The 11182-nt window shown below is 69.9% G+C and carries 9 protein-coding genes; 4 read left to right on the forward strand and 5 right to left on the reverse strand.

Annotated elements, in window-relative coordinates:
- The first annotated feature begins 48 nt into the window (after positions 1-48).
- Positions 49-303: a mycoredoxin Mrx1 gene (mrx1, locus tag AC5Y5O_RS30995; protein ID WP_096285401.1), complete on the forward strand. Its 255-nt coding sequence runs from the start codon at positions 49-51 to the stop codon at positions 301-303.
- A gap of 65 nt (positions 304-368) precedes the next feature.
- Entirely contained in the window at positions 369-1010 is a 642-nt protein-coding gene (locus AC5Y5O_RS31000; RefSeq protein WP_500028684.1) for a sensor domain-containing protein, read from the forward strand.
- Between the two features lie 4 nt (positions 1011-1014).
- On the opposite strand, the gene nudC is transcribed toward AC5Y5O_RS31000, so the two are convergent.
- The 4 genes from nudC to AC5Y5O_RS31020 all read right to left on the reverse strand — a co-directional run bounded on the left by nudC (position 1015) and on the right by AC5Y5O_RS31020 (position 9550).
- The gene (gene nudC / locus AC5Y5O_RS31005; protein WP_096285397.1) at positions 1015-1938 is read right to left on the reverse strand and encodes an NAD(+) diphosphatase; all 924 of its coding nucleotides are present in this window, start codon (positions 1936-1938) and stop codon (positions 1015-1017) included.
- A 57-nt stretch (positions 1939-1995) separates the two neighbouring features.
- Positions 1996-3066 carry a potassium channel family protein gene (locus AC5Y5O_RS31010; RefSeq protein ID WP_096285395.1) on the reverse strand — a complete coding sequence of 357 codons (1071 nt, stop codon included), beginning with the start codon at positions 3064-3066 and terminating at the stop codon, positions 1996-1998.
- Between the two features lie 89 nt (positions 3067-3155).
- A complete protein-coding gene (locus AC5Y5O_RS31015) occupies positions 3156-6440 on the reverse strand; it encodes an ATP-dependent helicase (RefSeq protein ID WP_500028685.1) in 3285 nt (1094 codons plus the stop codon).
- The gene (locus AC5Y5O_RS31020; RefSeq protein WP_500028686.1) at positions 6437-9550 is read right to left on the reverse strand and encodes an ATP-dependent helicase; all 3114 of its coding nucleotides are present in this window, start codon (positions 9548-9550) and stop codon (positions 6437-6439) included. Before AC5Y5O_RS31020 ends, AC5Y5O_RS31015 begins: the two co-directional genes overlap by 4 nt.
- 79 nt (positions 9551-9629) lie before the next feature.
- Between AC5Y5O_RS31020 and AC5Y5O_RS31025 the strand changes: the two genes are divergently transcribed.
- Both AC5Y5O_RS31025 and AC5Y5O_RS31030 read left to right on the forward strand, forming a co-directional pair.
- Positions 9630-10415 (forward strand): alpha/beta fold hydrolase, encoded by a 786-nt coding sequence (locus AC5Y5O_RS31025; RefSeq protein WP_500028687.1) that lies wholly within the window; start codon positions 9630-9632, stop codon positions 10413-10415.
- Positions 10416-10417: 2 nt separating this feature from the next.
- Positions 10418-10723, forward strand: a complete 306-nt coding sequence (locus AC5Y5O_RS31030; RefSeq protein ID WP_096285387.1) for an MGMT family protein — start codon at positions 10418-10420, stop codon at positions 10721-10723.
- Here AC5Y5O_RS31030 and AC5Y5O_RS31035 read toward each other — a convergent pair.
- Positions 10720-11182, reverse strand: a 463-nt coding sequence (locus AC5Y5O_RS31035) for a TIGR02569 family protein (protein ID WP_500028688.1), incomplete at its 5' end; no start/stop codon positions are given. The genes AC5Y5O_RS31030 and AC5Y5O_RS31035 overlap by 4 nt on opposite strands.

An 11182-nucleotide genomic window follows, 5' to 3' on the forward strand; every position in this document is an offset into this window, starting at 1 on the left:
AGCGCCCGCTACACGGAACGCATCGTCGGCGGGCTACGTTATCGGGTTATGAGCAACGCTCCGATTACCGTCTACACCACGTCATGGTGTGGCTACTGCCACCGGCTCATGACCGTGCTCAAGTCCAACGGAATCCCCTACGAGACTGTCGACATCGAACACGATTCGGCGGCCGCCGAATTCGTCGGTTCGGTCAACGGCGGCAACCAGACCGTGCCGACGGTCAAGTTCGCCGACGGATCGACGCTGACCAACCCGAGTGCTGCCGAGGTGAAAGCGAAGCTGGCTGAGGTCGCCGGTTAAGCACTCGGCCTGAACACGCACGCTTGGCCGCAGCGGCGCAGCGGAGCGCCCTACCATCGGAACACATGGGATCGAATTCCGGGCGCGGATTCTGGCCGGCCGCCATCGCCTGCTGCACGATGCTGGTGATGGCGGGCTGCTCGCATTCGAGCACCCCGTCCAAATCCCACACCGCCACGCACGTCGACGACATGATTGTCAGCATCGACGAGGTCCGACAAATCGCCAAGACGGACGATCTGAGGCCGCGCGCCAAGGTGGACACACATAAGCCGGCCCCCTCCGATGCCAGCGCTCCCGCGCCGTGCCGGGCAGTGGGACACAACGAGCTCACCTTCGGCAGCAACTGGACGGAGTTCCGCAGCGCGGGCTATCACGGGGTCACCGACGACATACAGCCAGGCGGCAATGCGATGGTCAACGGAGTCACTCAGGCGGCCGCACGATACGCGACCCCCGATGCGGCGCAGAACGCGTTGCGTCAGCTGGAATCGTCGCTGCGGGCGTGTGTTGCCCTACACGACCCCAACTACGCCTTCGCTTTCGACAAACCCGATCCCTCGACCCTGAGACTCAGCGCCGACCAATGGAGCCACCTGTACCGCACCGAGTCGGCGGTGCTGGTGTCGGTCGGCGTGGTGGGTCTTGAAGCCTCGGATCAGATCGCGAATTCCGTCCTGAAGATCATCACCGATCGCATCAACTAGCGCGTCAGTCGAGCTCCGCCCAGGATTCGATGATCACCCGCGCAATCGAAATCGAGCCTGGCAGAAGCAGTTTCGAGTCTGCTGAACTGCTCCAGTCGCCGGCGGCAAGTGCCGCGCGCACCTCGTCGCGGGTAAACCAGGCCGCCTCGGCGATTTCACCGTCGTTGAACGAGAACTCCTGGTCGGGGTCGCCCAACGCGTGGAAACCGACCATCAGCGAACGAGGAAAGGGCCACGGCTGGCTGCCCAGGTAACGAACATCGGTGACGTTCAGGCCGATTTCCTCGCGGATCTCGCGGACCACGCAGACCTCGAAAGACTCTCCGGCTTCGACGAATCCGGCCAGCAGAGAGAACATTCGCTCGGGCCACACCGCCTGGCGGGCCAGTACCGCGCGGTCGCCACCGTCGTGCACCAGACAGATGACCGCCGGGTCGATCCGCGGGAACTCTTCGTGCCCGGTGACGGGGTTGACCCGCGACCAGCCCGCCCGGGCCGGTTTCGTCGGGGAGCCGTCCACCGCGCTAAACCGCGCCCGGTCATGCCAATTCAGCAGCGCAACCGCCGACGCCACCAGCTGGCTGCTGGTGTCGTCGAAGATCGGGCCGAGGCTGCGCAGGTTCACCACCTCGGTCTGGACGTCCGGGTCCGCGGGTGCCTGCAGCGCTCCCCTGATGGCCCAGACGTGCTGGTCGTTCTCGATGCGGCCAAGGAAAACAGCGTCGTGCGGCGGCTTTTCGCCCAGTTCGGCCGCCGCACCGAGCACCACCCGGCCGTTGGCGACCAGCACCTGGTTGCGCGAATCCACCCGCAGCACCGCCGCGTCTGCCCATCCGACGGTGGCCGCGTCGACATCGGTACGCAACTGATCGGCCCGGTCGGCGCCGACGCGCGAGAGCAGCGGAACACTGCTCAGCTGAAAGTCCACGCTATGCCTCCCGGTGCCGACTCGCCGCGCCCGGCTTCGCCGCGCTTGCGATCGTCACTAATGCCCCGCGTTTTTGATGTACAGCAGCCGGTCGGTGGCCTCGATCGCATCGACTTCGGGTGCACCGATGCGCAGCAGATGTCCGTCGCGCACGACTCCCAGCACGATGTCGCGCAGGTGACGCGGCGATCCGCCGACCTCACTCGCCTCCACTTCGCGTTCGGCGATGGCCAGCCCGGCGTCCGGCGTGAGCAGGTCCTCGATCATCTCCACCACGCTGGGCGTGGTGGTGGCCAGACCGAGCAGCCGGCCGGCGGTCTCGGAGGAGACGACGACCGAGTCCGCGCCCGATTGCTGCAGCAGGTGCGAATTCTCGGCTTCCCGGATGGCGGCCACAATTCGGGCCTTGGGCGCGATTTCGCGTGCCGTCAGGGTCACCAGCACGGCGGTGTCGTCACGGTTGGTGGCCACGATGATCGACGAGGCGTGCTGCGCACCGGCCAGCCGCAGTACGTCGGACTTGGTGCCGTCGCCGTGCACCGTGACCAGCCCGGCGGTGGTCGCGTGCTCGAGGGCGCTGCGATCCGTGTCGACGACGACGATTTCGCCCTGAGCGGCCTCGTCGCTGACCCGGGCGGCAACGGCACGTTTGCCCTTGGTGCCGTACCCGATCACGATGGTGTGGTTACGCACTCTGCTCCTCCAACGCTGGATTTTCCACCCCTGCCGGGACCGCTCGGAAAGCACCTCGAGCGTGGTTCCGACCAACACGACCAGGAACGCGATGCGCAGCGGGGTGAAGACAACGGTGTTGACCAGCCGCGCGGTTTCGGTAATCGGTGTGATGTCGCCATAACCGGTCGTCGACAGCGAGACCGCCGAGAAATACAGGCAGTCCAGGAACGTCAGCCGCCCGCCGCGCACGTCGCGGTACCCGTTGCGGTCGAGGTAAACGACAAGGGCGGCACCGAACAACACCAGCAGCGCGATGATCAGCCGGCGGGTGATGACGCGAGCGGGGCTGCCGTGGTCTTCGGGGATACGCAGCACGCCGACCAGCAGGTGACCGGGCTGGGTGGTCAGTCTTTCGTCGAGACCTCTCAGCCGTCGCAAGCTACCCTTGGGCACAGCGGTCCATCATTGGCTGGCCAACACCGCACGCCACACGCACGACTCACATGTAACCACGATCGCCGGTCGACAGACACTTGATCGCCTCAGACGGCGACATCACGCTCCCCGTGCGGGGCCAGCCGCGCCAGCTCGCTGAGATCGGGCAATTCGTCGGGGACCACGGTGGCGCCGGTGCGTACGTAATGGAACGCGGTGCGCACCGAGGACTCCGGGCATCCGGACAACGCCGCCCACGCCAGGCGGTAGACGGCGAGCTGAATGGCGGCCTGTCGCATCGCCTCGGAACCCCGCGGCGGTTCGCCGGTCTTCCAGTCCACGACCGTGGCGCCGCCGTCGGGTTCGGCGAAGACGGCGTCGATGCGCCCGCGCACGACGGTGTCGCCGATCGGCATCTCGAACGGGACCTCGACGGCGATGGGCGTGCGGGCGGCCCACCGCGATCGGGTGAATGCCTCCTGCAGCGCGGCCAATTCTTCGGTATGGCCGACATCGGCATCCGCCGCACCCGGCAGGTCGCCGAGGTCGAAGAGCCATTCGGTTCCGTAGAACTGTTGCACCCAGGAGTGAAAGGCGTTGCCCAGCAATGCATGCGGATCCGGACGCGTCGGCAGGCGATGCACCAACCGCCGCACCGCGCCCTCGGGATCGCGGGCCAGGTCCACCAGGCCACTGACCGACAACTGGCTGGGCAGGGCGCGTTGCACTCGTCGTTCGCAGCGAGCACGCTCGGCCAGTAACGCATCGACGTCGGCACCCCAGCCGTCGATGTCCACACACTGTGTGGCCGGGGCCGCTATCGCCGCTTCCACCAGCGCTGCTCCACGTTCGACGTCGGTACGACGAGAGGCAAGAGGATCGGCGGGCCATATCGCTTCGATTGCATTGTCGCGCAATGGGTTCCGTTCACCGTCGGCGGGCGCCGGTGCCCACTGCTCCACCACGCCGCAGGGCTCGCCGGCCGCGGCCGACCGGTCGATGACGTCCTTGAGTTCAAGCAGGAAGTCCGACGGCCCGCGCGGTTTGATTCCGGTGGGCCCCCAGTGATGACCGGAGACCAGCAGGGTGTCCTCGGCCCGGGTGATCCCGACGTAGAGCAATCGGCGCTCTTCGTCGACGCGCCGCTGCTCCAGCTGCCGCCGATGCTCGGCAATCTTGTCCGACAGCTGCTTTCGATTGGTGACGTCGGAGAGGTCCAGCACCGGGATGCCCAGCGAGCCCGCCGAGGCCCGATCGCCGCGCAACAACGGCGGCAGCTCGGCCGCGTCCGTCAGCCAGCTGCTGCGCGACGCGGTCGACGGGAACGTTCCGCCGGACAGGTGGGCCACCGCGACCACTTGCCACTCCAGGCCCTTCGCGGAGTGCACGGTGAGCACCTGGACCCGATCCCTCGCGACCGTCAACGGCGCAGGCGCCAAACCGTTTTCGACGATCTCGGCGGCGTCCAGATAGGCCAGCAGCCCCAGCACCGACGCCGTCGCCGAAACGTCGGTCGCGCAAGTGCGTTCCGCGTAAGCGGCGACCACGTCCGCGAAGGCATCGAGGTGTTCGGCGCCGGCCCAACCGCCATGGCCCGCGGCGGCACGGACCTCGCAGTCGACACCCAGCACCCGCCGCACCTCGGCGACCAGGTCGGGTAGCGAGTGACCCAGGTGGCCACGCAGGGCGCTCAGCTCGGCGCCCAGCGCGGCAATGCGCTGATACCCCGCAACCGAATACGCGGTGGCCGGACCGGGATCACCGATCGCGTCGGCCAGGCACGCGGTGTCGGCGTCGGGCCCCGCGGCCATCGCGATCGACTCGGCCGAGGACGCGTCGGCGGGTCGCCCCGCGCCGAGCGACGCGGCACGCTGCCAGAGTGCGGCGACATCCCGGCCGCCCAGGCGCCAGCGCGGCCCGGTCAGTACCCGCATCGCCGCCGCGCCGGCCGTGGGATCGGCGACCAGGCGCAGCATCGCCACCAGTTCGGCCACTTCCGGGATGGACAGCAGGCCGGCCAGCCCGACGACCTCGACCGGGATCCCGCGCGCGCGAAGGGCATCGGCGATGGGTGCGGCATCTGCGTTGCGCCGCACCAGCACCGCGGCGGTCGGCGGGTTGACGCCGTCGGCACGCGCTCGCTGGTAGTGCTCGTGCAGGTGGTCGGCGATCCACTCTCGTTCAGCCTGCGCGTCGGGAAGCAGCGCGGCGCGGACCGTGCCGGGCGGGGCGTCGGGCCGGGATCGCAGGGCGTGCACCGCCACCGACCTGCGTCGTGCCTCCGCCGAAATGGCATTGGCGATGTGCAGCGTGCTGGGCGGGTTACGCCAGCTGGTCCGCAGCTCCAGCACCGGCGCGGGAGTGCCGTCGGATTGCGGGAAGTCGGTGGTGAACCGGGGCAGGTTGGTTGCCGAAGCTCCGCGCCAGCCGTAGATCGACTGAACCGGATCGCCGACCGCCGTCAGCGCCAGCCCGTCGTCTTGAACATTGCAGCCACCGCCGAACAGGGCCGACAACGCGACGCGCTGGGCATGCCCGGTGTCCTGGTACTCGTCGAGCAGCACCACCCGGTGGCGGGTGCGCAGGTCCTCGCCGACTTGCGGGAAATTCGCGGCAAGCCTTGCCGCCGAGGCCATCTGCACACCGAAGTCCATGACCTTCGCGGTGCGCATCCGCTCCTGCAACGCGTCGAGCAGCGGTACCAGCTCGGTGCGTTCGGTTTGAGCGGACAGCAGCCGCAGTAGCCATTGGCTCGGCCCGCGGTCGCGCTGGTAGGGACCGGCGGGCAGGGCATGCACCAGCCGCTCCAGCTCGAGGTGGGTGTCACGGAGTTGGTCGGTGTCGACCAGGTGCTCGGTGAGCTGGCCCCACAGTCGCAGCACCATCGAGGTGATCGCGGCCGGTGACTTGTCGGTATGCAGCTGCCCGCCGTAGCCGTTCACCACGTCAAAGGCCAACTGCCACAGTTCGGTCTCGCTGAGCAACCGGGTGTCGGGCTCGATCGGCAGCAGCAGCCCATAGTCGCGCAGCAGCGAGCCCGCGAACGAGTGATAGGTGCTGACAGCAGGGCTGCCCGCCGACTCCAGGATCCCCGGGCTGGCAGCGCCCAACCCGATACCGGCCAACCGGGCCAGCCGGGAACGGACCCGGCGCAGCAGCTGTCCGGCGGCCTTGCGGGTGAACGTCAATCCCAGCACCTGGCCGGGGTCGGCGTAGCCGTTGGCGATCAGCCATACCACCCGCGCGGCCATGGTCTCGGTTTTGCCCGCGCCTGCCCCCGCGATCACGACCAGTGGCCCGGGCGGCGCGGCGATGACCGCGGCCTGCTCGGCGGTCGGCGGGAAAAGTCCTAGGGCGCAAGCCAATTCGTCCGGACTGTAGCGTGGTTTCATGATGCCGCCCCGTCGAGGTGGGCGGGGCACGACGGCCGGACCGGACAATGCGAGCAACCGTCGTTGCGCCGGGCGACGAACTGCGGCCCGGCGGTCGCGTCGGCCGCGCGGGTGACGAGGTCGCGCCATTCGTCACGGCCGGCCGGTGTCAGTGGATCCTGCTCCCGGACGGTGGCGCCGGCTGTCCCGCTCTTGCCGACGTAGATCAGCCGGGCGCCGCCGGGCTCGTCCCCGCCTGGGATCAGGCCTTCGGCCACCGCCAGCTGATACATGGCCAGCTGAGCGTGCTGCTGGGCGTCGTCCTTGCTGACCGGGGTTTTGCCGGTCTTGATGTCGACGATCACCAGCCGTCCGGCCGCGTCGCGTTCCAGGCGATCGACCCGGCCGCGCAGCCGGGTTTCGCCGCCGTCGGCCCGGGGCGCGTCCAGGACTCCGTCGACGTCGACCTCGACGCCGACCTCCGTCAGTTCGCCCCGGGTGCGGGCCCGCCACTCGACGAACGCCTCGATCATGGCGCGATGGCGGGTCAGCTCGTTGGCCGAATGCCACCGCGCCTCGAAAGGCAAGTGCTCCCAGGCTCTTTCCAGCTCGACCAGCAGTTGCGTTTCGGTCTTGCCCGATTCGGCGAGCAACGCGTGCAGCACCGAGCCGATCGTGGACCGCAGCTCGCGCGGGTTAGTCCCGCCGTGCCGCTCGACCAGCCAGCGCAGCGGGCAGTCAGTCAGTGTCTGCAGCGTCGACGGCGTCAGCGTGACGGTATCGCCGCCGTTGCACAGCGGGTCGCTGGTGCTGACCATGGTCAGACCGTGCCAGCCGGACGGATCGGCGCCGGGCACACCGGCGGCGGCCAGCCGGGCCAATTGCGTTGCCGCACAATGGCGGGTTTCATCGTCGACGGCGCCGTCCGGTGCGCACACGACACCCCGCAACCGGCCGACCAGCGCGGTGGTCGACAATACGCGCGGGGCCGAAACGGGCAGCGCTACAACATGATCGGCGTCTTCATCGGCCCACTTCCCGAGCTCGAAGAAGAACGGCGAGGGTAGCGCGGCTCCGCCGTCCGCCCCACCGGTGTCGCTGTCGACCGCGGTCACCAGCAGCCGGCGCCGGGCCCGGCCCATTGCGGCCACCAGCAGCCGGCGTTCCTCGGCCAGCAGCGGGGCCCGTACCGAGGCGTCCGGACAGACACCGTCGACGACGTCGAGCAGGCGTTGTGTCGCCAGCACGCCGCCGCGCGGAACGGTGTTGGGCCACAAACCATCCTGCAGGCCGGCGATGACCACCACGTCCCATTCGTGTCCGAGCGCGGCGTGAGCACTGAGCACCTGGACCTGCTCGGCCGTCGATGCCGGCTCGGTCTTGACGCTCGGCAGCTGCAGCGCCGCGACGTGATCGAGGAGACCGCGCAACGACGCCGCGGGGGTGCGCGACACGTATTGATCGGTGACGTCGAACAATGCCGTCACCGCGTCCAGGTCCCTGGTGGCCTGGGCGCCGGCGGTGCCGCCGCGCTCGCTGGCCGCCAACCAGCGCCGCTGTAGACCGGACCGCTGCCAGGCCGCCCAGAGCGTGTAGCGCGGGTCTTGGCCGTCGCGGTGGCAGCGCGCGGCGGCGTCAAGGACCGCGCGAACCCGGCGCAGCGGGCGAGACGTCGGCGGCGCGGCGTCCCCCAGCGCGGCCACCAGCAGATCACCGAAACCGCCTGCCGCATCGGCGGGTTTGCCGCGCATCAGGGTTCGGCGCAGCTGCCGCAGCGAAACCGGGTCGACGCGACCGATGGGCCCGGTCAGCAATGCCAGCGCCTGGTCACCGTCGAGCACGTCGGCGGTCGCGGCCAGCACCGTGAGCATCGCCCGCACCGCGGGCTCCTCGCTCAGCGACCCGCTCACGGCGGGTGCGGCGACCGGCACCCCGGCGGCCGCCAGCGCGCGCGGCAACCGGGTTCCCGCTCGTGGCACCGACCGCACGATCACCGCCATCTGCGACCACGGCACGTCGTCGACCAGGTGCGCACGCCGCAGCGCGTCGGCGATCAGCGCGGCCTCCGCGTGCGCCGACGCCGCCAGCCGCAGCTGGACCGAACCCTCCTCGGCGCCGGTGCCGTCGATTCGCCGTCCCTCGCTGCTGCCGGGCAGCCGGCACGCGATGCCGCTGACGGCGCGTGCGACCGCCGGTGCGCACCGATGCGACCGGGTCAGCGTCACCGCGGGGGCATCGCCATCCAGGAGCCCGGCCGGCTCGCCGCCCCGGAAGCCGAACACCGCCTGATTGGGGTCTCCGGCCAGCAGCGCCAGTTCGCTTCCCGCCGCCAGCAGCTGGACCAGCCGCGCTGCCTGCGGGTCGAGTTGCTGGGCGTCGTCGACCAACAGGACCCGGATGCGGGTGCGCTCGGCGGCCAGCAGCTCGGCGTCGACCGCGAACGCCTCCAGGGCGGCGCCCACGAGTTCGGCGGCACCCAGCGCCGGCGTCGTGGCTTGCGGCGCCGCGGTGCCCACCGCCGCGCGCAGCAGCATCACCTGTTCGTACTGCTGGGCGAACCGGCCCGCCGCGGTCCAGTCCGGTCGACGGCACAGCCGGCCGATGCGCTGTAGCTCTTGCGGGTCGACGCCGCGTTCCGCGCAGCGCGCCAACAGGTTTCGCAGTTCGGTGGCGAATCCCGCGGTGCTCAGCGCGGGCCACAGGTGCGCCGGCCATCCGGAGGTGCCCTCGCCCTCGAGGTCACCGGCCAGCAGCTCGCGGATGATGGCATCCTGTTCGGCGCTGGTGACCAGCCGCGGCGGGGCATCCCCGGCGCGCTCGGCCGCCCGCCGCAGGACGGCGTAGGCGTAGCTGTGCACGCTGCGCACGACCGGCTCACGGATCGCGGACCGACCCGGGCCGGTGGCACGCAGCAACGACATCGTCAAAGCACTGCGCTGGCGCATCCCGATCCGTCCCGAACCGGTAAGCAGCAGAACCGATTCCGGATCGGCACCGGCGTCGACCGCAGCGACGGCAGCATCGACCAGCAGGCTGCTCTTCCCGGTACCCGGACCGCCCAGGATCCGGATCGCGCCGCGAGCGCCCGGAGCCAGCACGGCGCTCGCCTCGGCACCCCACGTCAACGACATACCGGCATGACATCACGAGGGTCTGACAAGTCGGTCCGGCCAGGCCGGCGGTGTCCCCCGAGCCTGGCATCATCAACGCGTGACCCCCGACCTTCACGTACACCGCATCGGTCCGGACGGCCCGGTGCAGATGCTCGCCCTGCACGGACTGACCGGACACGGCCAGCGGTGGCAGCAGTTGGGCGATCATCTGCCCGAAATCACCATTGCCGCTCCCGATCTGATCGGCCACGGCAGGTCGTCGTGGGCTGCGCCGTGGACCATTGACGCCAACGTCGCTGCGCTGGCCGCGCTGCTGGACGAGGCGGCCGAGGCGCCGGTGCTGGTCGTCGGCCACTCGTTCGGCGGCGGGCTGGCAATGAACCTGGCCGCGAACCGGCCGGACTTGGTGTCGGGTCTGCTCCTGCTCGACCCCGCGGTGGGCCTGGACGGCGACTGGACGCGGCAGATCGCCGAGGCGATGTTCTCCTCGCCCGACTATCCGGACCCGGCCGAAGCTCGCCAGGAAAAGGCAACCGGCTCTTGGGCCGACGTCGATCCGGACGTGCTCGACGCCGAACTCGACGAGCACCTGGTCCAGCTGCCCAGCGGGCGCTACGGCTGGCGGGTGAGCGTGCCGGCGATGATGTCCTACTGGAGCGAATTGGCCCGTCCCACCGTGCTTCCGCCGGCGGGCACGCCGACGACGTTGGTGCGCGCGGCGTGGACGTCGCCGCCCTACGTCACCGAGCAGCTCATCGCGGGTCTGCAGCAACGGCTGGGCGCCGATTTCGAATTGCTGAGCTACGAGTGCAACCACATGGTGCCGGGCGCCAAACCGGCCGAGGTCGCCGCGCTGATCCGCAAACAGCTGCGGGCCGGCTGACCGTGGCGCCGGTGACCGAGGATCAAGTCGAGCGGGTGCGCGCACTGGTCGCCGCGATCCCCTCCGGCCGCGTCTGCACCTACGGCGACATCGCCGCTGTCGCAGGGCTTTCCAGCCCGCGGATCGTCGGCTGGATCATGCGCACCGACTCCTCCGACCTGCCCTGGCACCGGGTCATCACCGCATCCGGGCGACCGGCCCGGCATCTGACGACGCGGCAACTGGAACTGTTACGCGCCGAGGGAGTGCTGTCCGTCGACGGCAGGGTGGCGCTCAGCGAAGTCCGCTACGAGTTTCCGCCGGACTAGAGCACCAGGCGAATCAGGGCCGCCGTGCGGGCCAGACCCGGGAATGCCTCGGCGGTAGACCGGGGATGCAGCGCATGCACCGCGAGACGAAACATCAACGCGCGCAACAACATCTGTGGCCACTCCGGCAGCGCGTTCCAGCGTTCGATCAGTCCGTCGTCGGCCTCACCCCAGGACAGCGCGTCGACCACGACCACACCGGCGGCCCACGACGCGGGCCGCCAGTAGGGCGTGATGTCGGTGATCCCCGGCGCGGCGGTGCCGACGAAGAGGACCGTCCCGTAGAGGTCTCCGTGCACCAGCTGGTTGGGACTCTTGGTCGGCTTGCGCAGCGTGGCCAGCTGGCCGATCAGCTCGACCGACCGCTCGGCGTCGGCGCTGGGCGGAGCGGTGCGCGCGCCGGGTGGAATCGACTGCAGTGGCCGCTCTTCCCAGGCGGACCGGTCGGCGGCGATGAAC

This window comes from Mycobacterium sp. NGS40 (assembly GCF_059812735.1).